At 33.2% G+C, this 26,202-nt stretch carries 23 protein-coding genes; 17 read left to right on the top strand and 6 right to left on the bottom strand.

Annotation, left to right across the window (positions count from 1 at the left end; genetic code table 11):
• Positions 1-26: 26 nt before the first annotated feature.
• Positions 27-509, bottom strand: coding sequence for a hypothetical protein (locus NEF87_RS25220; protein WP_371804231.1), 483 nt, complete (start codon positions 507-509; stop codon positions 27-29).
• 99 nt (positions 510-608) lie between these two features.
• The gene (locus NEF87_RS25225; RefSeq protein WP_457918018.1) at positions 609-1,004 is read right to left on the bottom strand and encodes a hypothetical protein; all 396 of its coding nucleotides are present in this window, start codon (positions 1,002-1,004) and stop codon (positions 609-611) included.
• A 236-nt stretch (positions 1,005-1,240) separates the two neighbouring features.
• Here NEF87_RS25225 and NEF87_RS25230 point away from each other — a divergent pair, with 236 nt between their 5' ends.
• From NEF87_RS25230 to NEF87_RS25285, 12 genes are all read left to right on the top strand, one after another.
• Positions 1,241-1,801 carry a cob(I)yrinic acid a,c-diamide adenosyltransferase gene (locus NEF87_RS25230; protein WP_457918019.1) on the top strand — a complete coding sequence of 187 codons (561 nt, stop codon included), beginning with the start codon at positions 1,241-1,243 and terminating at the stop codon, positions 1,799-1,801.
• Between the two features lie 49 nt (positions 1,802-1,850).
• Positions 1,851-3,572 (top strand): acyl-CoA mutase large subunit family protein, encoded by a 1,722-nt coding sequence (locus tag NEF87_RS25235; protein WP_371804234.1) that lies wholly within the window; start codon positions 1,851-1,853, stop codon positions 3,570-3,572.
• Positions 3,573-3,610: 38 nt separating this feature from the next.
• Positions 3,611-4,006 (top strand): cobalamin B12-binding domain-containing protein, encoded by a 396-nt coding sequence (locus NEF87_RS25240; RefSeq protein WP_371804235.1) that lies wholly within the window; start codon positions 3,611-3,613, stop codon positions 4,004-4,006.
• A gap of 26 nt (positions 4,007-4,032) precedes the next feature.
• The gene (meaB, locus tag NEF87_RS25245; protein WP_371804236.1) at positions 4,033-5,073 is read left to right on the top strand and encodes a methylmalonyl Co-A mutase-associated GTPase MeaB; all 1,041 of its coding nucleotides are present in this window, start codon (positions 4,033-4,035) and stop codon (positions 5,071-5,073) included.
• Between the two features lie 40 nt (positions 5,074-5,113).
• The gene (locus tag NEF87_RS25250; RefSeq protein WP_457918020.1) at positions 5,114-5,881 is read left to right on the top strand and encodes a hypothetical protein; all 768 of its coding nucleotides are present in this window, start codon (positions 5,114-5,116) and stop codon (positions 5,879-5,881) included.
• A gap of 62 nt (positions 5,882-5,943) precedes the next feature.
• On the top strand, positions 5,944-7,113 hold the full coding sequence (locus tag NEF87_RS25255) for a 3-hydroxyacyl-CoA dehydrogenase NAD-binding domain-containing protein (RefSeq protein ID WP_457918021.1): 1,170 nt from the start codon (positions 5,944-5,946) through the stop codon (positions 7,111-7,113).
• Between the two features lie 107 nt (positions 7,114-7,220).
• Positions 7,221-8,486 carry a BtrH N-terminal domain-containing protein gene (locus tag NEF87_RS25260; protein ID WP_457918022.1) on the top strand — a complete coding sequence of 422 codons (1,266 nt, stop codon included), beginning with the start codon at positions 7,221-7,223 and terminating at the stop codon, positions 8,484-8,486.
• A 150-nt stretch (positions 8,487-8,636) separates the two neighbouring features.
• The gene (locus NEF87_RS25265) at positions 8,637-9,014 is read left to right on the top strand and encodes a hypothetical protein (RefSeq protein ID WP_457918023.1); all 378 of its coding nucleotides are present in this window, start codon (positions 8,637-8,639) and stop codon (positions 9,012-9,014) included.
• A 225-nt stretch (positions 9,015-9,239) separates the two neighbouring features.
• Positions 9,240-10,619 (top strand): hypothetical protein, encoded by a 1,380-nt coding sequence (locus tag NEF87_RS25270; RefSeq protein ID WP_457918024.1) that lies wholly within the window; start codon positions 9,240-9,242, stop codon positions 10,617-10,619.
• Positions 10,620-10,621: 2 nt separating this feature from the next.
• Positions 10,622-11,449 (top strand): PIG-L deacetylase family protein, encoded by an 828-nt coding sequence (locus NEF87_RS25275; RefSeq protein WP_457918025.1) that lies wholly within the window; start codon positions 10,622-10,624, stop codon positions 11,447-11,449.
• A 71-nt stretch (positions 11,450-11,520) separates the two neighbouring features.
• Positions 11,521-11,772, top strand: a complete 252-nt coding sequence (locus NEF87_RS25280) for a hypothetical protein (protein WP_457918026.1) — start codon at positions 11,521-11,523, stop codon at positions 11,770-11,772.
• Positions 11,742-12,851 (top strand): MFS transporter, encoded by a 1,110-nt coding sequence (locus NEF87_RS25285; protein ID WP_457918027.1) that lies wholly within the window; start codon positions 11,742-11,744, stop codon positions 12,849-12,851. Before NEF87_RS25280 ends, NEF87_RS25285 begins: the two co-directional genes overlap by 31 nt.
• Positions 12,852-12,891: 40 nt before the next feature.
• Here the strand turns inward: NEF87_RS25285 and NEF87_RS25290 are convergent, their stop codons facing one another.
• Positions 12,892-14,277, bottom strand: coding sequence for a family 10 glycosylhydrolase (locus tag NEF87_RS25290; protein ID WP_457918028.1), 1,386 nt, complete (start codon positions 14,275-14,277; stop codon positions 12,892-12,894).
• A 106-nt stretch (positions 14,278-14,383) separates the two neighbouring features.
• On the opposite strand from NEF87_RS25290, the gene NEF87_RS25295 reads away from it, so the two are divergent.
• From NEF87_RS25295 to NEF87_RS25305, 3 genes are read left to right on the top strand one after another with little or no spacing between them, the layout of a single operon-like run.
• On the top strand, positions 14,384-15,193 hold the full coding sequence (locus NEF87_RS25295) for a PIG-L deacetylase family protein (protein WP_457918029.1): 810 nt from the start codon (positions 14,384-14,386) through the stop codon (positions 15,191-15,193).
• Positions 15,194-15,241: 48 nt separating this feature from the next.
• Positions 15,242-16,297 (top strand): Gfo/Idh/MocA family protein, encoded by a 1,056-nt coding sequence (locus NEF87_RS25300; RefSeq protein WP_371804246.1) that lies wholly within the window; start codon positions 15,242-15,244, stop codon positions 16,295-16,297.
• A gap of 10 nt (positions 16,298-16,307) precedes the next feature.
• Positions 16,308-17,483: a Gfo/Idh/MocA family protein gene (locus tag NEF87_RS25305; protein ID WP_457918030.1), complete on the top strand. Its 1,176-nt coding sequence runs from the start codon at positions 16,308-16,310 to the stop codon at positions 17,481-17,483.
• A gap of 41 nt (positions 17,484-17,524) precedes the next feature.
• On the opposite strand, the gene NEF87_RS25310 is transcribed toward NEF87_RS25305, so the two are convergent.
• Both NEF87_RS25310 and NEF87_RS25315 read right to left on the bottom strand, forming a co-directional pair.
• On the bottom strand, positions 17,525-19,831 hold the full coding sequence (locus NEF87_RS25310; RefSeq protein ID WP_457918031.1) for a hypothetical protein: 2,307 nt from the start codon (positions 19,829-19,831) through the stop codon (positions 17,525-17,527).
• 68 nt (positions 19,832-19,899) lie between these two features.
• On the bottom strand, positions 19,900-21,045 hold the full coding sequence (locus NEF87_RS25315) for a hypothetical protein (protein WP_457918032.1): 1,146 nt from the start codon (positions 21,043-21,045) through the stop codon (positions 19,900-19,902).
• A 228-nt stretch (positions 21,046-21,273) separates the two neighbouring features.
• On the opposite strand from NEF87_RS25315, the gene NEF87_RS25320 reads away from it, so the two are divergent.
• Both NEF87_RS25320 and NEF87_RS25325 read left to right on the top strand, forming a co-directional pair.
• Complete coding sequence (locus NEF87_RS25320; protein ID WP_371804250.1) at positions 21,274-21,582, top strand: roadblock/LC7 domain-containing protein; 309 nt, start codon at positions 21,274-21,276, stop codon at positions 21,580-21,582.
• Between the two features lie 89 nt (positions 21,583-21,671).
• Positions 21,672-22,010 (top strand): hypothetical protein, encoded by a 339-nt coding sequence (locus tag NEF87_RS25325; protein ID WP_371804251.1) that lies wholly within the window; start codon positions 21,672-21,674, stop codon positions 22,008-22,010.
• Between the two features lie 158 nt (positions 22,011-22,168).
• Here NEF87_RS25325 and NEF87_RS25330 read toward each other — a convergent pair whose 3' ends face one another.
• On the bottom strand, positions 22,169-26,080 hold the full coding sequence (locus NEF87_RS25330; protein ID WP_457918033.1) for a hypothetical protein: 3,912 nt from the start codon (positions 26,078-26,080) through the stop codon (positions 22,169-22,171).
• Positions 26,081-26,202 lie beyond the last annotated feature (122 nt).

The raw sequence follows: 26,202 nt of genomic DNA on the forward strand, positions 1-26,202 counted from the left end.
TAAAATAAAGAAATAAAAAAGAATTTTCAGTAACTGGTTTGTTTTGCGTAGATTTTAAATTTGGCTTTCGTTTTTCCGTCTTTACTTTGCAAAATTTCGTACATCGTTTTTGAAGGGCATTTTATCTTGAAGTTCTTCTTTGCTAAGACTGAATCTTTTCCTGGATCCTCTTCCCGCATCTGTATTTCAACTTCAACGAATCGTTCTTCATCTTTCTTAAATCTAACAAATTCGCTCCAAAGAGTTAATTTATCCGATTTTGAGAGAAATGCTTGATTTTCCCGTAACTCAATACATCCCTTATTAGGAACTCGAGTTCGTAGAACTCCATCGGAATTTACTCGAAAATAAAATTCATTAGTTCGATTAGTTAAATCATATTTTCCAACGGTTTTAAGAGATTCTAAGGAGATTCCAACAATATATCTCCCAAATTTCTCAAGTTCTTTTTTAAAGGATTCGCCTTTGGCGCTTTTATTGACTGGAACTTTCACTTTTCGTGTAGGCATTTTAATTTTCTTCCAAAATGAGATTTCTAATTAAAAATTTAGTGCTTTCCAAATTAAAGTTTAGTGGTTAAAATTTGGAATTCTACAAAACACTATAAATTAGAATAATCCGATCTTTCTAATTAAATTAGTAAGAAGATCTGATAAATCCTCTTTCTTGGTTTCAGACCATTTGAGCTTGATGATTTGTTTTTTTATTCTTGAAAGTACTGCTAAACATCGTTTTTGTCGCAATCCTTCAAACTTACCAATCAAATAGAAAGAATAATCATTGGTGTGTGACTGAATATTAATATTAATTCCTATGAAATCTTTACCGCTGATATTAAGATGATAAAAATTGCTTCCTCCCATGTCTTGCATAAATTGATGGATTCCACTGAAGAAATTGCGGATTAATATAATTTCTTCTTCCTGCTTTATTTTTTGGATGTGAACAACTTCTTCCCCTTTACTTGAAAGGATCCACAATTCTTCAAGATTTTTTGATCTCATTAGTAACCACAATAATTATTAGGAATATTAAAACTCTAACTTGTTAGCAATTGCAGATGATATATTCAAGTCATACCAACAATTAATATTATTAGTTTTAGTATTTTTGGACTGATTGGAACAAAGTTAGCGATTAATTTTTCTCTTTTACACAACATTTTTAAAAAACTCGACAATAACCATAATTAATATAATCCGACTGTATGTTAATTAAGAAATTAGGATTGATTTTGCTCATGACGACATCACCAACTCTAGACCAAGGCTTAATTCATTATTACTATGGAAAGGGCTGTGGTAAAACTTCAATCACTATAGGACATATAGTCAGATCAATTGGTAGAAATTTCCGACCAGTTCTCCTTCAATTTTTAAAAAAACACGATCCAAGCGGTCAAAAAGGCTTTTACTACGGGGAATATGTTGCATTAACCGAAAAATTAGGTGTCCCGATTTTCCAATATGGAGATTTTAACTTTATTAGGTCAGACAAACAAATTGAGAGTCAAAAGAAGAATGCTCTTGAAGGATTAAACAAAATTCAAGAAGTAATTACCTCTTCTGATTATGATTTAGTGATATTGGATGAAATTGGCTCGATGATTAAGGTTGGGTTATATGAATCATCACAAATTGTTGAAATTTTGAGAAAAAAGGGTTCAACAGTGGAAATCATCATGACAGGCCATGAAAAAATCCCTGAATTTGAGGTAATTGCAAATTATGTGACTCACTTGCAAGAAATCAAACATCCATTTCAAGAAGGTATTTTTGCGAGAGCAGGAATCGAATTTTAAATGCGTTGTAGAATAAAAGGAAATACTTACCAATATCTAGGTGAAAAAAATGACAGAGAATTCAAATGCAAACTCAGCCAACAATTTGGATGAAATTGCGAAGGAAAAAAAAAAGTGGGAAGAAACCACTGTGAAGAAATCATTGGAACGAGTTCCTGAACGTAAACGATCTTTTAAAACTCTTTCTGATCTTGAAGTAAAACCTCTCTATACTCCTAATGATATCAAAGATCTCTCTTACCTTCGAGACTTAGGTTTTCCGGGTGAATATCCCTATACACGAGGTGCTCAACCAACGAGTTATCGTGCTAAATTCTGGACAATGCGTCAGTTTGCAGGTTTAGGAAATGCGGATGAAACAAATAAGCGATTTAAATATCTCATAGAAAATGGTCAGACTGGTTTAAGTGTCGCTTTTCATCTTCCTACAATTTATGGCTATGAAAGTTGTAGTCCAATGAGTGCAGGGGAAGTGGGAAAGGAAGGTGTGGCTATTGATACCCTATCGGATATGGAAACTTTATTTGATGGGATCGATCTGGGGAAAATTTCAACCTCAATGACCATCAACGGGCCCGCTTCAATTCTATTTTGTATGTATCTAGCTACTGGGGAAAAAAAGGGTGTTCCAATGGCTAAGTTGACTGGAACGATTCAAAATGATATTTTCAAAGAATATCAAGCTCAAAAATCCTATATTTTTCCTCCTGAACCTTCTGTACGATTGATTGTGGATACTATTGAATATTGTACAAAAAATGTGCCACGTTGGAATACTATTAGTATTAGTGGTTATCATATTCGAGAAGCGGGTTCAACGGCCGTACAGGAATTAGCATTTACTCTTGGAAATGGGTTGGCTTATGTTGAAGCTGGGATAAAGCGAGGCTTAAATGTGGATGATTTTGCACCTCGTTTATCTTTCTTCTTCAATGCTCATAACAATTTCTTTGAAGAAGTTGCAAAATATCGTGCAGCTCGTCGAATTTGGGCAAAACATATGAAAAATGATTATAATGCGAAAGATCCACGTTCGCTTCGACTTCGGTTCCATACCCAAACCGCGGGTGTTTCATTGACCGCGCAAGAACCATACAATAACATTATCCGAGTTACCCTACAAGCCTTAGCTTCAGTTATGGGGGGGACTCAGTCCCTACACACCAATTCATTTGATGAAGCTTTAGCTTTACCTTCTGAAGATGCTGTACGAATGGCTTTACGAACCCAACAAATCATCGCTCATGAATCTGGGGTTGCTGATGTTATTGATCCTTTAGCTGGGTCATATTTTGTCGAATCTTTAACCAATAAAATGGAAGAAGAAACTGAACGATACTTTGACAAAATTAAGGAGATGGGGAAAGGGTCTATGCTTGAAGGTACTTTTGTAGGAATTAAAAATAATTTTTACCAGCGTGAGATAGCCAATGCTTCTTATCAATTCCAGCAAGAACTTGAAGCCAAAGAACAAGTACAAGTTGGTGTCAATAAATTCAAGTTTTCTGGGGAAGAAGGCTTACAACCTGAAATTTTGAAGATTTCTGAAGAAGTTGGGGAACAACAAGTGAAAGATCTTGAAAAATTGAAACAATCTCGCGATGAAGAAAAAGCTCAACAATGTTTAGCAAAAGTTAAAGAAATTGCTCAAACTAAGGAAAACTTAATCCCATATATTTTGGATGCAGTGAAGGCATATTGTTCTGTCGGAGAAATAATTGGAATTTTAAAAAGCGTCTTTGGAGTCTATAAAGAAGAAAGTATTTTCTAATTCTTTTTTTTTATCAAATTTAAAATAGAGTGAAAGTCATGGAACGAAGTATTAGATTAATTGTTGCGAAGCCTGGATTAGATGGTCATGATCGTGGGGCAAAAGTCATTTCTCGTGGATTACGGGATGCTGGATTTGAAGTTATTTATACTGGATTGCATCAAACCGCCGAAGATATTGTAGAAAGTGTAGTACAAGAAGATCCTGATTGCTTATTAATGTCGATTCTTTCTGGGGCACATCCTGTATTATTTCCACAAGTGATGCAAAAGTTGAAGGCTGAAGGAATTGAGGATGTGCTTGTTTTGGGTGGAGGCATCATTCCCGAAGAAGATATTCCTGCTTTGAAAGAGGTAGGGATTAGTGAATGTTTTGGTCCAGGTACCAAAATCCAAGAAATTGCTGATTATATCAGAGCAAACTTGAAGCGATAGTCTATTCATAATTGAGAGATAATGCGATGAATAATTTAGAATTAACTACAGAATTAACTACTGAATTAAGAAATCTAATTGATCAAATGAAAGCTGGGAATAGGAGAGCCGTAGCAAGGTTAATCACCCATGTGGAAAATGGTGGTCCCGAAACCGCAAGAAATATCATTAAAGAAATATATCCTCTCACTGGAAAGGCATATATTCTTGGTATTACCGGTGCCCCTGGATCCGGAAAATCAACCCTCACGAATCAAATTGCCAGTGAATATTTGAAGGCAGGGAAGAAAGTTAGCATAATTGCTGTAGATCCAACTTCACCTTTTAGTGGAGGTGCTTTACTGGGAGATCGAATTCGGATGAAACCTAATTTCACGAATAAAAATCTTTTTATTCGTTCCATGGCAAATCGTGGCAAATTAGGGGGTTTGGCAATGGCTACCAAGGATGTGTTGCATGTTCTTGATGCTTATGGAAGCGATATTATTATAGTTGAGACTGTTGGAGTAGGACAATCCGAAATTGATATTTTTAAGAGTGCTCACACAACCTTAGTAATTATGCCTCCTGGTATGGGAGATGGAATACAAGCAATCAAAGCAGGAATCATGGAAATCACGGATATTTTTGTTGTCAATAAAATGGATCGTGAAGGCGCAGATAGGCGTGTTAATGAATTGCAAACAATGTTGGATATTTCTGAAAAAATTGATGTTGATTCTCCCAACAATTCTATTCGAGTTTTGCGTTCCAAAGGTTGGCGCCCTCCTGTTTTAAAAACAAACGGATTAACTGGAGAAAATGTTCCTATTTTGTTAGATCAAATCAAGAAACATGGTGATTTCATCATTACAAGTGGTTTGAAGAAACAGCGTCTAATTTTCCGTTATAAACACTATGTTGTGGATATCTTGAAATATTTCTTATTGAAGAACATTGAAAAAATTGTATTCTCTAATCCGAAGATTAATGAATTTATTGAAAAGATCCTAAGTTATGAGAAGGGCAATGATCCTTATTCCATTTCGGATGCAATAATGGAAGTCTTTTTGAATAGATATTTTTAACTTTTTTTTAATTAATCAGGTTGTTTTAAAGGTCAGAGATATGGTATATTATCTGGTGTACGGCGGAGGTAAATTTGGATTCAATGCGATAGAAAAATTGAAATCCAAAAATAAACTAATTGTCCTTGTAGATCAAGATCCGGAATGTTTTATCTCACAGAAATATGAATTAACACCAGTATCTATCGAGTTTGTAGAAAAATTTCTTCAAAATATTAAAAAGGATGAGAAAGAAGATTCCAATCATTTGGATAATATTCTCTTTCTGGTCGGAGATATTGCAACTATTGCAGAATTGCTTCGGACTGATCCTCCAGATATTTTTATTCCTAGTGCACCTATTCATGTTATGAAGGATCTTGGCATCTATTACTTACATACTCATTTTCCTTCTTTTCTTATTCAATCTGTTGAACCCACTATAAATTTATTAAATAAACCCGATGAAATGCATTATTTCTCTTTCAATGATTCTGAAAAATATTTATCTTACGCGGGATGGAATGAGATTTGTCCTGATCATTGTACAGCCCCTGAATCATATTGTCCCTTTCATAAGAAAAAGAAACCTATTACAGTCTATAAATTTCTTAAAAATAATGTCCTTGATGATTTTCATCTGTGTTTTAATAGTGAACAACTTGGAGCGGGTTTAGGAGGAATTCTTGGAAGTGAGATACAATCTTTTTTTCTGAAATTGACTCAACATGTAAACAAAAGGATTAAAAATTCACCAATAAACGTGTATATATCGACTTCATGTAATTGTCATGGAGTAATCTCTAAAATTGAAATTAAAATATCTTAAATGGAATCATTTAGAATATTAAACATAGGATTTTTTTAGAACTAAAAAGAGTGAAACAATAAATGGAAATAAAAAACATTGTCGTAATTGGCGCTGGATTAATGGGTATGGGCGTAGTACAGGTTTCCTTACAAAAAGGATATAAGGTTACCGTAGTTGATATAAAAGATGAATTTATTGATCGGGGTGTAAGCGGACTTAAAAAAGGTTTGGATCGCCTTGAACAAAAGGGACGGCTTGGGGAAGGTGTGACAACTGCCTCTATATTAGAAAAAATGTCCACAACCACTGATCTGGCTGCTGCTGTGAAAGATGCCGATCTTATTTTGGAAGCAGTTATAGAGAATATGAAGATAAAACAAGATGTTTTTAAAACTTGTGCAGATAATGCTCCAGATCATTGTATTATTGCAACCAATACGTCTTCAATGAGTGTTACTGAAATAGCTAATGCTTCAGGAAAAGCAGATAAGTGCGTGGGGATTCATTTCTTTAATCCTGTTCCCTTGATGCGTTTGGTTGAAATTATTAAAGGAGATGGGACTTCCGATGAAACAATGGACATTGCTGTGGCTTGGGCTGAAGGTCTTCCTTGTCGTGGAAAGCGTTATTGTCCTCGGGTACTAAAAGATCGACCTGGATTTATTGCTAATCGTATGATTGCTCCTGGTTTTGTTCTCATGAATTGGGCATTCGATGAAGCGGTTGCGAAAGGGGTAACTTGGGAAGAATTGGAAGCAGATACTGTGAAAGAAACTTCTCCTATGGGATTTCTTGAGTTGGGGGATTATGTGGGCCACGATACATATTATCATATCAATAATTATTATGCTAAAACGTTGTCTCCTGATTTTACTCCTGGAAAAGCCTATACTGAAATGTATGAAACTAAGAAGTTAGGAAGGAAAGTCGGTCAAGGTTTCTTTGATTGGACTCAAGGACGTCCTAAGATCGATCGATCTAAAAAAGCGGGAATAGTAACGGCTGAACAATTAGATGCTATTGAAGCGAATGAAGGCTGTCGTTTATTGGAAGAAGGAGTAGTAAAGAACTGGCAAGTGATTGATGATACCATGATGGCAGGATTTAATCGCCCAGGAGTAATGGAACTTGCAACTCAAAATTATGAAAAGTGGAGTACCCTTCTTGCGGAGCTTGCTGCAAAAATTGGTAAAGATTACATTAAACCATGCGAATTCTTGAAATCGGGCAAATTTGTTGGAATGAAATAAATTTTTATAATCCCAATTCTTTTTTTATTGTTTTTCATACTTGGATAGAAACCTTCACCTAGGTATAACTCCTTTTGTTTATATTTCACTGAAATCTTCTATTTTATATGCTTTCACATAAAATTGATTATTCTTATATTAAAAAAGCGATTAGAGATAAGAAGCTTCCAGATGTAGAATATGGGACTGTAGGATGCGACGGATTTAAATATCAAATTCCTAATTTCAAACATATTGGGGGAAAAAATTGTATTCTTTCTTCGCTGAACAAAACATTGCGTCATTATGATATTAATTATTCGGAGGAAATGCTTCTTGGGATTGCTTCGGGTCTAAGTATGATCGTAATGCAATTTAAACACGGACCATTTGTCGGAGGATTAAATGCCAAGGATTGGAATTGTATTCGGGCACCTTTAGATCGCTTGGGGATTGAATATAAACTGCATGAGACTGGTTCAGTATTAAAAGCTCATCAAAAATTAAAGGATATTTTAAGAAAGGGACAACCAGCAGTCACATTTGTTGATATGGCGTTTCTTCCTCACTTCTTTTCTGATCAGAATATGGTTCCTAATGAAAAAATGGGGCATTTCGGAGGACATACCGTTGTAGTCTACGGTCTAGATGAAATGAAAGGTGAAGTATTAATTTCAGATCGTTTTGGAGAACCTGTGAAAATACCCTTAAATCTTTTTCAAATGGCCCGAGCTTCGAAATTTGCTCCTTTTGCAGCGAAAAATAAAATTTTGGAACTATTTAATCCCGAAAAGTCCTCCTTAAAATCGTTAAAAGAAATAATTCCTATGGCCATTAAACAGAATATTGATCAGATGTTAAACCCACCCATTAAAATGCTTGGTGTGCCTGGTTTTTTAAAATATAAACAAGTTTTTCCTACCTGGTGGAGTAAATATCCTGGAGACCAATTTATTTATGCTATTCTAAATCTATTCATTTTTATGGAGGTTGGGGGTTGTGGAGGGGCCATGTTTCGAGATATGTATCGAATTTTCCTAGGTGAAGCAGCAGTTATTATGGAAATGCCCTCTCTAAACAAAGCTATTGAATTTTTTGAAGTTTCTATCGAAGCCATTCACAACCTTGGAAACGCACTACTTCCTGATGAATTAGAATGGATGGGTAAATTACGTAAATCATTACTGGAATTCAACGCGACACAAGAATCGATGCCAGATAATCTAAATATCCTTCTTAAGCAAATGGAAAATGATCAGAAAAATATCATTGAACGTGCTATAAGTGAGAATTTAAGTGATTTTCCAAGTTATTTTCCTAAAATTGTTGCTGCAATTCAACATGTGCATGATGCTGAGAAAGAAGCATGGGAATATTTAGCAGAAATGTTTTAGTTATTTCTTTTTCTTTCATTAACTCATTAAAACCTTTTTAAATTTGTTTTATGGATTACACATTCCACCGTAAATATGGTTTAACTAAGATAAACCAAAATTGTATGCTGAGAAAAACTTTAATTGTATAAATTCACCTATATATGTAATATGACAGAATCTTCAAATACTTTAACAACCGAAGCAAAAAAGAAGATCCCCTCTTATATTTATTGTATTTTAATATATTTGAGCGAAATCGTTCTGTTTTTCATTTTATTTAGCATAGAATCTCCTGGATTATTTATAAGCAACCTTGGAAATAGCTTTGGAATGTCAGTAATTGTGACAATTGTCTTAGTAATTGCAATATCCTTATACCGAATTTATAATATGGTAGGATCTGAATCTGAAATTCAAATGGGTGAAAGTAATGATAATCTTTCACTTATGAATGAAGATTCACGTAAAGCTGAAGAAGAATACCATTCTGCATTAGAAAAGCAATTAAAGAAACTAAAAGAAGAAGAACTGAATCTTTTAAATTAAATTTTTCAAGCTTCACTTATTCTTGATAATTTAAAAAATTACAATTTTTTTTGAAATTTTTGTTAAATTATTTTGTGGTTTCATGGTATGTTTTTTCTTAAAACTCATGTATTTTTCAGCAAATCCTTTGAGTTCTATGAGCAAACTGGAATCATAGCCTTCAAACTTAGTCTCACGAAACGGGAGATCTTTTACTCTAGCTCTTAAAAATAGGATGATTTAACTGTGGAAAATATAAATGCTGAAGTCTTTACTCTTAGAAATCAAAGAAAACAAATTAAGGATCTTACTGAGAAACTTAAAGCGGTTTTAGGTCAATTCGATAAGCTTGAAAATGAACTTTTAAAGGCTCAGTATAAACACGGTTTAATGATTGCTTTTGATGAGATTGGTTATACCGAGGAAAGTTATAAGAAGAGGATCAATGAACTCTTTGCAATCAAGCAAAATTATCATCATTTGTGGTCCGAGACTCAGGAACTAACCCGTTCAATGGAAAAACATTATTCATCAGAAGAAGGATTAATGAAGGATTTAATGGAAAAAATTCAAAGCTTAACACCTGATAATATTAATGACATAAAAGGAATTCAACAGCAAAAGAAAGTCAAAAAAGAGCATTATTTCAAAGATATGACTAATGTGAAAAAAGAAATTGATGATTTGAAGAAAGTTATTGAAGATCTTGAGGGAATGAAATTATATGTCTCTGGTAAATCTCCTCGTGCTTATTATAATAAAGAAACTAAAGATTACAATGCAATTATTGATAAAATTGATCATGAAAAAGAGAAATTAGAACAATTTAAGAAAGTTAAAAATTCAAATATGACTAAAACGACCGAAGCAATTATTAGAAGCTATGAACAGGATAAAGACAAGATTGTTAAGAAAACTGTTAGTGCTATTGATGAAACACTTGCTTCTTTACAAGATAAAATTACCAATCGAGAAAAAATTGCTGATAAGTACTTCAAAATAAAATCACTTCGTTTTCTCGTTCAAGGAGCACCTCGAGCTGGAAAATTTTCTTTGATTCACAGTTTAGATCCATATAGTGCCCTCCAGCGAAAAGGTAATTTTATGGTTGTGAATTCTCCCGATTATGTTTTTTCAGCTTTTAAGGGCTTGCTGGTTTGGGTTCAAGATGAAGATAAATCTAAAAAGACCGGACAAATATACACACTGCCAACTTTTGAAGAAAAATTTGAAGAATTTAAAGAACGGGTCAAAGTTAAAATAGAATTGACTTGTGCTACGGGGTATGTAGATTCTGAGATTTTCCCAAAAATTATTGATGGTATGAAATGTGAAGGGTTGATTTACATTTATGATTCGACGGATAATTTGGCTTTCGAAGATTCAAAAGACTTATTTAAATCCACATCTGATTATCTTCATCTTGAAAATGAGCAAAATATCCTGATTCTGGCAAATAAATCTGATTTAAACCAAAATTCGAACTCTGAATTAATTAAAAATGCAAAAAAAATCTCTATTAAATCCAATCCATTGGAAGTTAATGAAATATTTACTGACTATATTAATAATATTATTTTTAACTCAACCGAGATTAAAGAGTTAATTGAATTGAATGTGGATTAAATGTGTTAATTTCAAAGAAAAAAAACAAAAAAATTGTCTTAATTATTTGTCCTCATCCAGATGATGGGGAAGCTTTTTCTTCTCAGTTATGTGTTCAATCCATTAAAAATGGATGGAAAGTTCATCAAGTATTAGCAACTTGTGATGAATATGGTACACCCAATAAAATACTTAAGGGTGAAAGGATTAAGCGCATTCGAAAATCTGAAATGATAAAAGCTCAAAAAGCTTATGGGTTTGATTCATTGGGAAATCCTCAGGTAACTCTTCATTGGATGCATTACATAGATGGTTTTGTTCCTCACAATAAAGCAGCAATATTGCGATTACAAAAATTCATTTTAAAACTTAATCCGGATATTGTGATCGGTCCAGATCCCTTTGTCTACTGCGATGGTCACGTTGATCATATGGCGGTTGGAAAAAATTATTTTTTCGCGCTCAAATGGATGGATGCCCAAGAAAGACCAAAACGGATGCTTTATTTTCAAACTCTCATGCCGAATTATTTTTTACAACGATTGTATGATCAAATCGTCTTCAAAACCCGCATGAGTCATGCAAGTCAATGGTCACCTTGGATGTTAAAAATCATTGATCTTTTCAATCCGCTAACCCAAATTTCCTTTCAGTTAAAATTTGGTCATTTAAAATTAATTGAAGGCTATCGAGAAGTTACTTTCACTCAAACTCATAATCCACCAAAAGGAATTGCTCGTATTTTCTATTACTTGTTTCATGATCGTCCTTTAGGTTGTGAAGAAGGCCGCTTCATTCCCGGACCAAAAGAATTAGGTTTGAATTTATACCCCGAATCAGAAATCGAATAAGTGTTTTTTTTCTCTTTCGGTGTTATAAATTAACCCTTATTTAGATCAAAGACCAAATATCATGTAAGACGATGATAGAGCAAAAATCAACAAAAGTAACACTTTTCGTGCTTTATATTTTGTTAACTATCGGTACATTCATTCAAACGGTTCTTCCCGCGTTAATGCCCAATTTGACAGAAACATTTACTGATATGAATGAAGGGAAAATTGGCTATATTATTGGAACCATGATTTTAACAATGGCTGGTGCGGGAATTGTAATGGGTTACTTCGGTGAAAAATCCGGCGGATGCAAGTTGCGTGTATCGGAAGTTCCATAACAACATTTTTTACAATTTTGACGGGATTTATTAATAATTATGTGCAACTTTTCATTTGCCAAATTGGAGCTTCAATTGGATTAGGTGCAATTCTTCCTGTTATGGTAAGTATAATGGCTGATTTATTTCCTCAAGAAGAACGTGGGAAAGTTTTTGGGATCTTGTCTATTATCACAACTGTATTGGGTGAACTTGGAGGTGTTGTAATTGCATTGATCCTTTTTCCCAACAATTGGAGAATTACATATTATATCATGGGGGGGATTTCTGCCCTTTTAACTCCGATTTTATATTTTACTAAAGAACCTAAGCGAGGGGCTAAAGAATCGGTTTTACAATCTGTTTATAGCACTGACCCCACTCTAGACTATTCCTACAAGATAAAAAAAGAAGATTTGAAATATTTGTGGCAAAGAAAGACTAATCGCTATTTAATTCTAAATTTCGTAGATAATATTCCTGGGGCAGTATTTGCCACATATGCAATATCCTGGTTGATGTTTGAACATAATGCGTCTGAAGATGCTGCCTTCATGGGGTTAATAATTGTAGTCTTAGGAATATTTGTTGGGGCGATAATTTTTGGGCGATATGGTGATAAGAAATATAAGACAGATAAGAAGATTAAAGTAAAGTTAGGAACGATATTGTCGATGGCTTCCGCTCCTTTTATTTTAATTGGGATTAATTTGACTTGGACTTTAGCTGATGATGCATCCTTGTTTAGCAATCCGGTAGGGGTTCTTGCAGTATTAATGTTGTCGTTTGGCTTGCTTATTGATGGGGGAATTTATCCAAATTGGTTATCGGCTATTACCGATATAAACTTGCCAGAACATAGGAGTACTATGATCTCCCTTGCCAATTTCTTTGATGCTTGTGGAAGAGCTTTAGGTGCGTTTATTGGGGGTTTTTTAATCAATACTTATAATTACCCCTTTGCGATGACCTTTGCTAGCCTATTTACTATCCTTTCATTTGTTTGGTGGGTTCCATCTATTAAAACATATCAAAAAGATTACGATGAAATTCAACGGATCCTTGCTAAACGAGCGGTCCAAATTCAAATAGTAAAGTAAAAAGTCGAATTTCATTCCCATGTTTTTTATACTCTTTATTTTAAGCGAGTTGCATATCATTGTTCTCTCTCCACCATTTTGGTGGTACTTTTGGGGGATACTTCTCATATACTTTTTGAAGGATTTTTCTAATATCTACCCGGGTAGGAGAATTATCTCCAATCTCTTGTTGAGAAAGAATTTTTCCATAGAGTTTGCTTGCATACCATTGGGATTCAGTGGTTCCATAATATTTGAACACCGCAATTCCTAATCCATAATCATAGGCAATAAATGACTTCAGCATTTCTTCCGTATTACATTCAACACTGTTGGTAATTCCAAAAATTGTAGCATCCTTTCCATAATCTTTGAATCTCCGTTTCATATTTCGTTGGCTGTACCAATGCACAAGATTTGCCAAAGTGCCCCAATACCTTCCATCATCAATAGAACCTGTCAGATATGGATAAAGCATAGGGAGAGCTGAATCCATAACCTTTGTCAATCCATAATAATCTTGTCCCGTTAAACGGTTGCTGTAGAATTTTGGTCCAGGCAAATTAAACCATCCTGTAAGTATATTATCATCAACAGATTTTATGGTATCGTTAAATTTTTTTCCAAATTCCAAGATATTATCCATTCGAAAACGAAACCAATCCTTTCCTTTTAGTTTAGCTGGGTTATTATTAGGATATTGTTGAGCATAGGCTTTCCGACATCTCTCACATCCGCAGTAGTCAAAATAATCTGTAGAATATCTGATATAATCTGCGAGTATTCCATCGACTTGATAATTTGATGCAATTTCCTTGATTAAAGCAATCATATAATCTGCATGCTTTGATCGAGGACAATGAAAGGCAGTCAATGGGATATATCCTTTTCCTCTTGCATTTCGAGCGGCTCCAATTTTCTCATCAACTTCTTTGGTCAGAAACGGTATTTTTTTCTGCATTTCTTCAATGGTGGTGCCTTCTGGTAAATCAACCCTCATTTCCCCTTCGTGGTGGATTCCTGGATCTCCTTTTTTAATGTTCTTTCTTGTTTTTATGTGGATGGAAACCGTTTCTGGATGAAGGGCGCCTCGATAGGCATCATTCATGTTTGTAATGCTCAGAAAAAAAATTACATTCTTCTTTTGACAAATCTCTGAAAATTCTCCAACTAAATCTCTGTTCGTCGGATTCCAGCCTATTTTTGTTTTAGAAAGAGTTGCCCCATCAGTATCTTTAACAACTAAACCAAACGCATTATATCCGTTGTCAACAATTTTAGAAATGATCTCGGCTGGATTTATTTGATCAACAAAATCGTAATCCAATTTACGAAAACCTTGAGGTCCTCGAATAGGCATTAAACACTGGGCAAAAATTTTTTTTTTTCCGAATCTTTGCTTGAAAGGAGCCAGTTGGATTTTATTTAGTTTGGGAGGGGTTGTCATAGTGTTTTCTTCACCTTCATTTTTAAAAATGATACGGATCACTTTTTTTTAAATTTAGAAAGGATTTCTTTATTATACATACAATTTCTACATTATATAGGGAAAAATGAAATATCTATTTATATGTGTTCATCCGGATGATCTTGAGTTTAACTGTTCAAATTTAATGTGGTATCTTTCTCAAAAGGAGAAATCTGTGCACATTCTCTCATTAACTAAAGGAGAATTTGGTATATTCGATCCTAAATGGAAGGGTCCCCAACTGGGATATATACGTCAGCATGAATTAATTAAAGCGGCAACCGTAAACGGGATTGATCCTGAGCATATCCATTTTGATGATATTATTGATGGTTTTGTGCAATTTAACCGTGCTCATATAGAAAAATTGCTATTATGGATAAATAAAATACAACCGGATATAATTTTAGCACCTGAACCATATTTCACATATTATTGGCATTCAGATCACATCAATTGCGGACGGATGGCTTTTTATATTTATAAAAATCTGCAGCATAGCCTTAAGCATCCCATAAAATCTCTTCTTTTTTATACAACATTTAAACCCAATTTTGTTTGGCCATTTAAAGATCCTCAACATGCTTTCAAATCACTGTATCTCCATAAAAGTCAATGGTGGCTGTTAAAAAGAATGGGTATGTTTTATCCTATTGAAAAACGAAATCTCAACTTCAAAAAAATAGGAAGGTGGAAATTTGTGGAACGTTATCGTAGAGTTTTGCTCCACAAAAAAGAACCAAAAGCAAATCGAATATTGAAAACGATTCTCGGAATAATTTCAAACCTCCATCTGGTTAATCCTCCTCAAAAACACTTTGTAGTTCCTAATTGGGATACGTCATTTGGTCAGAAAATTCTTCGTCTCCGAGAAAAGTATGGATTTCAAGACTAACCCAGAAATACATAAATATCTATTAGGTAAAAGAATCAAAGGATCATTATGGTAATAAAAGTTGGGATCATCGGATCTGGATTCATTGCAGAGCACCACTGTTTTGCCTTCTCTCAAATTCCCGGAGTAAAAATAATTGGTATATCCTCGCTAGATCAGGATTCTGCTCTTAAATTGATTGAAAAATTTAACATTGCTGGACCATACTTCAAAGATTACCATGATTTACTCTCACAAGTGTGTGATGCAATAAGTATCTGTCTTCCCAATTCATTGCATCATGAAGTATCTTTAGCAGCATTATCGCAAGGAAAACATATTTTCATTGAAAAACCTCTTGCTCGTAATGTAGCGGAAGGATTAGAGATAGTAAAGGCCGCTCAAAAAGCAAAAAAAACCATTTTTTATTGTGAAAATAATATATATGCTCCTTCTTTCGTTAAGGCTAAAGAATTAGTTGATGGTGGTGCAATAGGGAAAATCTATATGGGTCGCGGAAGAGAGCATCATTCAGGGCCGCATAGTGCTTGGTTCTATAAGCAGAAACTGGCTGGAGGTGGGGCGCTAATAGATCTTGGAATTCATGATATTGCCTGTTTGGTTTGGTATCTTAATGAAGATGTAGAGAAAGTTTTTTGTCAAACTTCCATTGTATCACCTGATCGGGGTGAATTTGGTCAATGTGAAGTTGAAGATAATGCAATGGGCATTCTCTATTTTGAAAATGGTGCCCAAGTATCTATAGAAGAATCGTGGACTGCCCCTTCAAGTTTCGATGTGAAAATTGAGTTATACGGAACTAAAGGGCAAATCATAGTTAACCCCAGTCACATGGCTCCGTTAGAAGTTTTTAGTGAAAATGGGTTTGGATATGCTGTTGAAAAGGCAAGTACTACAAAAGGATGGACTTTTCCTATTCCTGCCGAATCTTGGACTTTTGGATATCCCCAAGAAATGCAACATTTCATAAATTGTATTGTGGAAGAAAGAATACCTTATACAGATGGTAAATTTGGATTGAAAATTCTTGCGATTGTTGAAGCAATGTATAAATCTACCCAATCTGGTAAAATAGAAGTGGTTTTTTATCCAAAAATAGAATAAAAGTGATATCATGATGGAAACAAAACAAAAAAAAGAAACTCGAAGGATCAATATTGGTATAATCGGATGTGGTCATATTTCACAAAATCATATCTTTTCCTTGACGTTAGTTGAAGCTAACGCAAGAAAAATTTGGAAATGGAAAGAAAGTGAAATAAAAATTAGGCCTCATTTATATGCATACGCCGACATTCTGGAAGATGCTGTAAAAAATATGGCAAAAAGTTTCCCTATTGATAAGCAATTTGTTGGAAAAAATGCGGGGTTTGAACTCATTGAGGATCCAGACGTCCATGCTGTGTTTATACTAACTCCCACTTATTTACATAAAGAATTTGTTTTGGCTGCCTTGAATCAAGGAAAACATGTTTTTTGTGAGAAACCTTTATGTTTTCCTCCATCAGAAATTGATGCAATAATTAAAGCTCGAGATAGCAATCATGTTGTATTTCAACCGGGTTTAGTTATGCGCAGTACTTCCCCAATTCATTATCTTCAATTATTAACAGAGCAAAATAAAGTAAAATGGGGTAAACCTATGAATATTGTGTTTAGAGATAGTCAGCAAAAGCCATATCTTGGGGAATTAGAAGTGCACAATAGTACTTGGAGAAAAGATCAAACTCAAGCATATTCTGGCATTTTATTTGAACATGTCATCCATGATATTGATGGAATGATTTCGATCTTTGGGGAAGTTGAAGAAGTGTACGCTAAAATTAACTATTTTGCTGGTCATCCTGGAATTGAAGATTCAGTAGCAAGTATAATTACTTTTAAAAATGGAATAAATTTGTCGATAAGTGCCATGTGGAATGATCTTGATTATGATTGCCGTTATTATGAGATTTATTTTGAAAAAGCACGTATAACAATAATTTCTGATGGGCGATCGAAAAAACTTGCTGAAATTAAACTCTTATATTTAGATGAAGCAGAAATAGAACTTGATTTAGAAAAAATGGATGAATATTTCTTTTCAAAAATTGGTTTGCCTCACGTCAAAGCCGAAGTTTCAGGACCATATTATGCCGAAGATTTACGATTTATAAATGCAATTGTGAAAAATAATATAAAAAGTGAAATTACTGCTGAGTCTGCAAAATATGCTCACGAGATTATTGAAGCATGTTATGAAAGTGGAAGGAAGGGGGTTCCAATTAAAATACAACCTTTTTTAAACTAAATAAAAATTTTTGGGTAATTTATTTTAAATTTTACTTGGTTTCAACCCACAATCATCATACACCAGATACTCGCGGCAATATCATATCGCCTTTCTTGGTAGAAATAGAGTCCCATAAAGAAGAGTTGAAAATTCGGGTTATCAGACCAACTCATTATTTCTTCGAAAAACTTAACTTCTTGAAAATCAGCTAAATATTGTTCCAAACGATCTGTTGGGACATTCAAAAATTCTGCAATAACTGATGAGTTTAGATATTTGGCAACTTCAGAATGCGGAGCTTTTCGTTCAATCAGTCGACAAGCATGCAAAAAGTAGAAATAACAGTCTAAAGTCGAATATTGGAATCCTTCCATTATAGGTTCCCAATTAGGATGATTAATCGCAAAATAAATTTGATCTTTCAATAAATCTGTGGATAAGGTAGAATCAGTGTTTATAGGTATAAATATGTCCATAGTATAGGCTAAGGTTCCTAAGTAGGCTTGACGTTTGATTAAATTTTTTGTTGGTATTAGCAATACTTTCGGTAAATTTGAAGCGGAAATATGTACATAAAATTGATGGAAACTCTTTGCAAACTTGTGATAATAATATATATCTTGTGGAAGATTCACTCCAAAGGAAATTAAGTAGTGTATATCAGAATTTGTTAAAAAGAGAGACGAATTAAACTTTTTGACAATTTTATAAACATTTTTAACTTCTTCACTCTTATCCTCAGACTTTGAAATAGTTGGGCGCTTTTGCAAGATACGATCAGTAAAATATGTTTTATCATTAAGATTATTTGATGGATCAAAAAATGCAATTGTTTCAGCTGAATTGTCTTGAAACATTGTGGGTGCTAGATTTTCATCATGATTGTTAATTGGAATATTAATTTTTTCGGGTTTTTGTTTAGAATTAGAAGATTCGCTCGCCAACCAAGGTTTCGAAGTCAACATTTGTTCGCGCATTTGTTCAACTTTTTGAAGATTGATTTTTTTTCGTAACTTCTCTAATTGTCTTGCATAATCTTGAGCTTTACTGGCATCCTCAATTTCATAACATATCATATGCATTTCTTCAAGGTACAAAAATTCCAATTCGTAATTTCGAGCTTTGCCCGCTGAATGAGCATTTTTCTGTAGGAATTTCATCTTCATTTTAGATAGGCGTGTAATTATTTTTTTGACTTCTTTAAGCTTCTTTGAGTCTTCTGCTTTGATATAATAACGTTCTGCATTGGAGTAAAAATTCTTTGCTTGATCAATATCTTGAATCGACTTCAGAATTACTTTATTTCCTCGTTCAAATTGTTCATCACCGAGTTTTGTTTGAAAAATTGCAAATTTTTTTCTCAATACTGATAATTCATGTTGGGCATTTATTTTTTCATATTGATCGATACATTTATGATAAAGTTGAATACTTTCTTTAATTTGGCCTTGTTCTTTGTAAATTTCGGCTTGTTTGACTTCTTCTTGAATTTGGTAGATTGATGCTTGAAGGTATTCTTCTTTTGCTTGTTTTTGTTTTGAATTGATCTTTAAAATTTTATATTGAAAATGTGCATTTCTAAAATGAAGCAATGCCTCTTGGAACATTTTCTTTTTTAAGTTTTCTCTTCCTGCAACTAATTCAAAATCCGCTGCAAGTTCTGCATTTTGCTGACTTTTTATGGTGATCTGTTGTTGAAGTTTAGAATCATTTTCAACTAAATTCGCAATATGCTTGCATTTGGTTAATATTTGGTGTGTTTTAACTATGTTCTTATCTGCTAACTTCTTTTCTGCCTCTTTGAGATAAAAATTCCCAAATTCTCGGTATATTGATTGAATTGTTTTTAACAAACTTCTTGAATCATATTTTTTTGGATAAAAATCATTCATCAAAGGGATGAAATAATTCAGGAATAAATTTGAAATAATACTAAATGATGTAAAAACTTCAGTAAATCTTCGTTCTAAATGCCTTTTTCGTAACTCTGTTGATTTTATTATCGTGAAAACTTTTAACGCCCATTTTTCAACTAAATCGAAAAATAAACTACCTTTCTTTTGGAGATTTTTATCTGATTTTGAACTATATATTCCAAATTCCAAAAATAAATTGCTTAAGTTTAATAAAACAATTGAAGTTGCAATTTCATTTTCTTGTTGATATAATTCTTCCGCAATTGCTAATTTCCGATCAAAAATGAGATTCAAAGCTAATTGGTAATTTTGAATCGCTGCCAAATATTCTGGATTAGTCTTATTTGTACTAGATTTGACTAATTTTTCTAAAGATTTTAATGCTAAGAAGGTTTTTCCCTCTTTTAGATGCGTTAAAGCTTGTTCTAATGAATAATTCGGCAAAGACACAGCAATTCCATTAAAAAGATGAAGTTATGAATTAAAAATTTTATGGGAAAAATATTAGGGCCATTAAATTATTTTTTCTTTATAATTCGGGGAGTCACAAAAATGTCCAGCCCGATGTTTGTATCTGGGTTTTTTTCATCATCGTCAATTTTTTGCCATAATTCCACTTTTTTTCTGTTAACTAGTTGTAATAAGTATAGTAAAGTTCTTACAATTCCATCCGGATCAGGTGAAATAATCAAAGATAAAAATGAAATGGGCTCATTATTCTGATATAATTGAAATATTCGATCGTTCATTCTAGATATTTGGAGTTCAACTAAAGCTCTTTCTTCTTCAGCCTTTTTTAATAGATTATCATTCAAAATTGAAGAAGCTAAGTTTTTTGAATCTATTTTCCGAGAAGCTTTACGAGGGCTGCGTAATTGATAATTCAAAGTCTTGATTAATGCTTTTCCTAAATCACCGAGTTCAATTTTTCGAAAGACCTTTCGAACTGGAGAAGCCAAAAATCTTTGACCGTTTTTATCAACTGAGTAGTAAGAGTGGGTTGAAATTGTGGCATTCACTTCGGAGTCTCGCTCTAAAATATAATTTCTAAGTGTTTCATCATCATAGAGTAATGCAGTGTCATCTGTTAGAGATTGATTTTGACCAAAAGCGCCTAAAATTTGATTCAAAGAATTTAATCCTTTATTACTATCATCATTATCACAATAATCATCTTCCATATCTTCAAGTTCATCTTCATTCACTTCATTAATTAATAATTGATCTTGGGTTTCATGCGATTCATGAATAACTAAATTCGATTTTGCCCGAACGATTTGAGAAGCGGAATGAATAATTCTTCCTCCAATTCTAAATTTCATCTCACTATTTGAATACATATGTTTTTGAAAATTATCAAGAGTCTGTGTTATGCTGATTTTCCAGGGATTGGTTTTTAAAATGTCCTTAAGATTGTCTGCTTGAACCAGGCAATTTAAGTCTGCTGGTTCTTGATGATGAAGAAATGTAGATTCTTGAATTTCACTCAGCATTTTAACAGTCTTTCGTTTTTGATGAATGGAGATTGAAGTGTTGTTTTTAGTAATTTCGGAAGAATCTGATTCAAAATTTGCGTGGAAATTTTCCAAATGTCTATTTTCAGTGTGTGCAATTAATTTAGACTCGGAATTTTTAAATTCTGCATTTATCGAATATTCTTCCATTGTAATCCCTCTGGTAATAAAAAACTAGATCGATTTAGTTTACTATTTTTCTATTTTTTGAATTCAATTATGACACTAACATGTGGATAACACCCTTATATGATAATGTTTAATATTTTGAAGTATTTAAAAGAAAACTAACAAATCCGACAAAAAAAGAAATGGGTTAAGAAATTTATTTAAGCAAAAAAACCAATATATCTTATTATTAGTATTTGGTGAAACAATGTGATTGATTCTAAAGCAATTAAAGCAATCGTAAATAAATTCATGGCTGATGAAATGACAAGAGCTGTTATCATCTGCGACTCTGAAGGATTACCTATCCAATCATCATTTAAAGGTGAACAAATAGAACGAACCGAAGAGATTTCTGCTTATATCACGTCTTTGATTTCTCGAGCAAAACAAACAGCAGATGTTTTAGGGGAAGGTCGCCTGAATTTTGTGCGATTAGAAACTGACAAGGGTGAAGTTATGATTGCTCCCCAAGAAGCGCTAATATTAATTGTATTACGGACTCCAACGACTTTTTAATCTAATTCTTTTTCAGTTATGCTAAATTTTAAAATTCTTCATTTATTTTAGCCATTAATTTTTTAAGTTTTTCTAACCAAATGAGATATATGGATAAAGAAGAAATTGGACCAAAGTTAGCTGCAGTTATGGATGTAGTTTCTGTATGCGAAGGATTAATTTACGCAAAAACATCGGGGGAAATTATAATCGGACAAACTTTACTTGAAATGGAACACGGTCCAATCGCTAAAAGTGTCGCTCAAATGTTTGAAATAAAAATTGAAGCTGCGCAAAAAGGGAATTTAGTTGATTTAACTATTGGGTTAGAAGAAGGACAACTCATAGCAGTTAAAAAGGATGAAACAATGGTCATTGGAATTTTGGGTTCAGATGGAAAATCCTCTGTCGGTTTACTTTTGCGGCAATTAAAAAACATTATGAAATAACCCGTTTTTTTTTCACTATATTTCTTTTAAACTTTTCAATTGATTATTATATCAATTCATGCTTTGAATTTGGGGATATTTTGATTACAAAAGAACTTCATAGCATTTTAAGACGAGAAAAAATCAGAAAAAGGTAGTTAAAAAAAAGTATAAAAAACTTATTCTTCATCTAACAGATCATCTAATGAGGTAGAAGATTCTTCTTTGGCTTTTTCTACTTTATCTGATTTGGTTGATAATTCTGAAATTGGAACATATTTACCAACTCTTCTTTTAGATTTGGTCTTTTTCACATCACTTATCGTTTCTACTGGTGCATTTATTTCAGCAACTTTCTTTTTAATATAAATGACACCGTAGATCCAAAATAATGCTGTTCCTGCTATAAACGCAATGACTGTTGCAGTGATTAGCACTCGATTCTCATTTACTGCATAAGTTTTAAATTCAACATCCTTTGTTTCTTCCAAGGTTTCCCCTGTTTGTTCGATTTCACATTTAACTGTGAAATTGAGGGAAATTGAGTTTTCATCAAATGATTTTTGATTTAAAACTATTTGAAAAGAAGCTTCTTCATAAGGATTAAGCACCAATAAATCAAAAGTATCAGATAAAAGAATCTCCGTTTCTTCGAATTCAGATTCAACAATCGCAACTGTGATATTTTTCAATTTGGTATTTCCATTATTCATCAATCTTACAGTTATCACATTGTTTGTGTCTGCTATCATTGTAATTGATGAATCGACAGAAACACTTAGTATTGATTCGTATTCTGGCATCGATTCTTGAAGAGTAAGAGACATCCCTTCATGGGTCCCATTACCTGGAAATTCAACTTTTAATTCTAAGTTGGTATCGATTGGGGCTTGGGAAAGATCGATTATTGCTGTGAATTCACCATTAGCGTTTGTGGTTATGGTTGTAAGATCTGCTGTAGTGGTTAAAGCTTTCCAATCATCAGTATCATTAGAAGGTGTATTATCATAGAACAGGTTTAACGAAGTTCCTGCTAAACGATTTCCATATTCATCCAAAGCTTTACCAACCAAATGAACGGTTGAAGAATGATCAAATTCAGATTCTGTAATATACAAATCTGTAATTTTACCATCTACTTTTGTAATTTCTGTAGCGATATCGCAAATTTCTGCGTCGCTGGTCATTAAATATCCATTTTCTAATTGGATAAAGTATGAAACTGTTTCTGGAAGGTTTAAGTTTGTTCTCGGCATATTTCCAATAAATGAAGGTCCAGATCGTGCGTTGTACTCTTTAACATCAAGAATCTCTCCATCAAAACTGGTTTCATTGAGTGCAGAATAATAAATAACATTATCTTGCATTCCACTATAAATTTCATCACCGTCGATCGTAGCAATGATGTTCATTTTCATTGGACTGTTTCTGATTGGGCAATTAACTCCCCCTTCTTGAACAGTTGGGATAGATAATGTGAAATTGTATTTTTGTTTATCTAATCCAGAGCTAGCGCCATAAATTGCCAACGATTTTGGTATAGATTTTTCTACAATTACCATTTCTGCATTATTTTGATATACAAGTTGAACTTTGACATCAACATTCAAATTTAATGAGGTATGTCTATTCTCAAGATCGATGATTATATTGACATCTTCGCCGGCATTAAAGAAGGTCTCATTTTGAAGATAGTTTGTCATATAGACATTATATAACATTTGAACATTTGTTTCTTCATCAATTTGATTTTCTCCACCGTTTTCTCGAACTGCATACATGAATATGTTATATTCATTATTAGGAATGTCTGTATCAAATGTGTCTATTCCTGCTGTTATTTGATTTGCTGATATATCGCTTTGATAAGAGATTTCAATTGGGTTTGGAACAGCATAATGATTTACATAAAATGGTCGACGTAGGATTCCCGCTTCTTCTCCGTTAGTCCAATTCACAATGATATTATATTCTCCTTCAACCGTCGCATTAGATAAAATTGCATTATCTGATTCGAAGAGATATCGGGAATATGTTGTATTTTCATCAATTGAATTATCGGTTAAAATGTAGCTAGAATCTAATTCACCGGTGGTATTGAACAAACTTGCTGTAACTATTCCATCGGATAAATATTTATCTTCAGAATCAAGAATTCCAACAGTAATTGAGACATTATCACCAATCATAAATCCATTTGTTGGCCATAAGTTGCCTTCATAATCTAAATTGACTCCACAATTTTGAATATAATTGTTGGAAGTGGCTTGAAGTTCATAAATTCCAGAAGCAGAGATAAAAAGTTCTTGAACTTTGACAACTTGCTGTTCATCGATAGTGGATGGATAAGTAATATTCTCTAGATAACTTGTGGTTGTAGAATTTACTACAAAATCTGATACACTCCAATCTAATGGAATAAAATACCAAGCTTCCATCAAACTCCAGTTCACAAATCGATCATTCGTTGAAGTGTAGTTATAATTCACATTCCAAGCAGGTGCTTCGTCTAATGTCAAATTATATTCGGTTGTGGCTTCATCATCGAAGTATTTTTGCACATCATAAGAAACGGTGAAATAAATATCTCCTGAATAAATTTCGGGGTTCCAGGTTAAATTAACTTGCATTTTATTTCCATCAGTTGCAATTGGGGCGTCATAAACATGATCGATGGTTCCACATCCCCACCAATAAGCAGCATAGTTGTCATACGGTGCTGCATCATCAAAGGAATCATACATTATGTTCTCATCAAATGTATAAGTGCTTGTGATTGGATCATTTTCGATTTTTAATTCAATTTCTTCAGGGAAATATGCACGGGTTAAATTGATTGCAAATAAGGCCGCATCGGTGTTTTGAATTTGTTCCCAAACAGTAGTTTCTTGCAAAAGTAAGTGATCAACAACATCATTTTTACCAACGATGGAACTCACTGGAATAGTTACAACAGAATAACCACGGGTGAGATCCTTTGTAGCATTTGAAGAAATTACAATGAAATAGTTTCCAACAGAAACATTTTCACCTAATAAATCATCCTCGAATGAAAACCAATTTGGTTTATCCAAAGTGTAATTCTCAAAAGTATGTTCCATCAAAAGAAGATTTGGTTCAATTAAGAGATCTTCTGATAAAATGATTTCAGATCTTTTTGGGTGGCTTGATGTGTTTGATGAATATAATTGAATTGTTAAATTTCCGTCATAACTTGCATCAGTTGTATTGAATGATCGGATCCATGCATAAAATCCATAAATTGTTGCTTCACCTTTGGTGTCAAACTCTAAAGCAACGCTTTTTCCATCATAGATCTGAGTTTCTTGTGCTTTTACTGCTGTAATTGATAAACTAGAGATAGATACTTCAAAATCAGTTCCAGCTGTGAAGTCAAATGAAAATTCAGACTCATCACTAGAATTCAAATAAAGTAGATTTTCATTTCTAACATAGATTTTTACAACTTGTGCAGAAATTGCATCAGAAGAATAGGTTTCTAATACTTCATAAGATGATGAATAACTATTTTTCATTAAAATAGATAAGTCAAAATCTACATCACAGGTCAAAATCATTTCAATTTGAAATCCCAAGATATTTTCTTCGAAGACATTATCACCAAAATCTGCTGTAGTATTCAAGACAAGATTATTTGATGCACTCGCTTCATCAGTGAATCCGCTGGGTGCGTTTGTTGCAGTAAAGGTGTCAAATGGATATTCTAAGGGTGTATCATCTTCAAGAGTATAATTAGTATTGTAATTTTTACTCATTGTAAAATTATATTGGCCTTCATTTAAGTAATTACCAGCATTATCGCTTGAAATATTAAAATTATTAATTCCGGTGGTTGAGGATGAATTGTCCATAAATAGTCGAACACTTCTATTATTCCCTGCTCCAGTGATTGATTGTTCATAATCTAAGTTTGCTGAAGGAGGAGAATTTAATGTAGTTGTGTTTGAACTTTCGTTAAATAATGAGGATGGTTGATTAGCTCCTTGAAACATTACTGATATTAAAAATAATGAAGCTAAAAACAACGAAACTGCATTCCGTTTTACCGAATTTCTGTGTATCATGTTCATACAAAATTCCCTTTCTCGTAGAATTTTAGTTTAAAAAATTCCAAACAATTTAAAATTATATTGGATCAATACTTTTGATTCGACAAAATGAGATGTAAATATTAACTTTGAACGGTGATTAT

Origin of the sequence: Candidatus Lokiarchaeum ossiferum, from assembly GCA_025839675.1 — an archaeon.
Taxonomy (GTDB): domain Archaea; phylum Asgardarchaeota; class Lokiarchaeia; order Sigyniarchaeales; family Promethearchaeaceae; genus Lokiarchaeum; species Lokiarchaeum ossiferum.

Excerpts from the sequence above, each read along its gene's own strand:
- NEF87_RS25300 (WP_371804246.1), top strand. The coding sequence starts at position 15,242 with ATGGTAATAAAAGTTGGGATCATCGGATCTGGATTCATTGCAGAGCAC.
- NEF87_RS25225 (WP_457918018.1), bottom strand. The coding sequence starts at position 1,004 with ATGAGATCAAAAAATCTTGAAGAATTGTGGATCCTTTCAAGTAAAGGG.
- NEF87_RS25250 (WP_457918020.1), top strand. The coding sequence starts at position 5,114 with ATGGTATATTATCTGGTGTACGGCGGAGGTAAATTTGGATTCAATGCG.
- NEF87_RS25260 (WP_457918022.1), top strand. The coding sequence starts at position 7,221 with ATGCTTTCACATAAAATTGATTATTCTTATATTAAAAAAGCGATTAGA.
- NEF87_RS25330 (WP_457918033.1), bottom strand. The coding sequence starts at position 26,080 with ATGAACATGATACACAGAAATTCGGTAAAACGGAATGCAGTTTCGTTG.
- NEF87_RS25290 (WP_457918028.1), bottom strand. The coding sequence starts at position 14,277 with ATGACAACCCCTCCCAAACTAAATAAAATCCAACTGGCTCCTTTCAAG.
- NEF87_RS25240 (WP_371804235.1), top strand. The coding sequence starts at position 3,611 with ATGGAACGAAGTATTAGATTAATTGTTGCGAAGCCTGGATTAGATGGT.
- meaB (WP_371804236.1), top strand. The coding sequence starts at position 4,033 with ATGAATAATTTAGAATTAACTACAGAATTAACTACTGAATTAAGAAAT.
- NEF87_RS25265 (WP_457918023.1), top strand. The coding sequence starts at position 8,637 with ATGACAGAATCTTCAAATACTTTAACAACCGAAGCAAAAAAGAAGATC.
- NEF87_RS25235 (WP_371804234.1), top strand. The coding sequence starts at position 1,851 with ATGACAGAGAATTCAAATGCAAACTCAGCCAACAATTTGGATGAAATT.
- NEF87_RS25255 (WP_457918021.1), top strand. The coding sequence starts at position 5,944 with ATGGAAATAAAAAACATTGTCGTAATTGGCGCTGGATTAATGGGTATG.
- NEF87_RS25315 (WP_457918032.1), bottom strand. The coding sequence starts at position 21,045 with ATGGAAGAATATTCGATAAATGCAGAATTTAAAAATTCCGAGTCTAAA.
- NEF87_RS25325 (WP_371804251.1), top strand. The coding sequence starts at position 21,672 with ATGGATAAAGAAGAAATTGGACCAAAGTTAGCTGCAGTTATGGATGTA.
- NEF87_RS25280 (WP_457918026.1), top strand. The coding sequence starts at position 11,521 with ATGATAGAGCAAAAATCAACAAAAGTAACACTTTTCGTGCTTTATATT.
- NEF87_RS25230 (WP_457918019.1), top strand. The coding sequence starts at position 1,241 with ATGACGACATCACCAACTCTAGACCAAGGCTTAATTCATTATTACTAT.
- NEF87_RS25295 (WP_457918029.1), top strand. The coding sequence starts at position 14,384 with ATGAAATATCTATTTATATGTGTTCATCCGGATGATCTTGAGTTTAAC.
- NEF87_RS25285 (WP_457918027.1), top strand. The coding sequence starts at position 11,742 with ATGCAAGTTGCGTGTATCGGAAGTTCCATAACAACATTTTTTACAATT.
- NEF87_RS25305 (WP_457918030.1), top strand. The coding sequence starts at position 16,308 with ATGATGGAAACAAAACAAAAAAAAGAAACTCGAAGGATCAATATTGGT.
- NEF87_RS25220 (WP_371804231.1), bottom strand. The coding sequence starts at position 509 with ATGCCTACACGAAAAGTGAAAGTTCCAGTCAATAAAAGCGCCAAAGGC.